The organism is Oleiphilus sp. HI0080, from assembly GCF_001635135.1.
The window spans coordinates 1-825 of the sequence record NZ_LWFU01001022.1 but is presented as its reverse complement, the minus strand read 5'-3'; the positions used below and the strand labels follow the sequence as shown (position 1 = coordinate 825).

General features: G+C 47.0%; 1 protein-coding gene. It reads right to left on the bottom strand.

Going from position 1 to position 825, the window contains the following annotated elements; all coding sequences use genetic code 11:
• Positions 1 to 772, bottom strand: a 772-nt coding sequence (locus A3751_RS19285; protein WP_197466523.1) for a LapD/MoxY N-terminal periplasmic domain-containing protein, incomplete at its 3' end; no start/stop codon positions are given.
• Positions 773 to 825 lie beyond the last annotated feature (53 nt).

The window sequence follows — 825 nt, the reverse complement described above, 5'->3', positions numbered from 1 at the left end:
AGCCCTCTCGATTAAACAGACCGGTCAACGCATCCTTTCTCGATTGATCACGAAGTCGCTCGATATCGTCCAACTGCTCGTCAAACACTCGCTTCAATTTAACAGACATCTCGTTCATCGAGCGGACCACAGCATCAAGCTCTCTCGTTGCCGGAGGGTCAATTAACTGATCAAAAGCACGACTTGCAATACGATGAGCCTGAAACTCGAGCTGCGAAAGCGGGGAAAGCAATTTGCGAAGGAGAAGATATAAAATCGACAATCCGATCGAAAGAACACTAAGAAATAAGACAAACTGAGATTTAAAAAGCGACCAAAGCTCTTTCTCTGCCAGCGCCGGGTTCGCCTGAACATGAACTGATCCCAGCTGGGTCCATCCAGACATAACCTTGGCGTGACCTACAAAATCCGACAATTTGATGCGACTTAAAAACCAACGAGGCACGCCACTGTCTTCAGACGATAAGGCTCTCTGCACGACAACACGCCCATCTGGGGCACGAAACTCAATCGATGCGTAGTCACCGCTATCAAAAATTGAATCAATCATTCTCTCCTTGGCAACATTAGACTCATCATCTTTTTGGCTCGAAAGAGCCAAACCAAGAAACGTCGCAGCATCCATGGAATAGCGGGCCAACTGCTGATCAATGTAAATGCGCGTATTCGCAAAGTTGAGAGAAGCACTCAGCCCCACCAAAAAAAGCACCAGCGCACCCACGGAGACCAGAACAAGCTGCTTTAAAGAGCGTTTTTTAATTGTTTTATGCATGTTCATCCATTGACGCGGACACGAGCGCAAGTTCGCAATTTCGCTTTAACAAT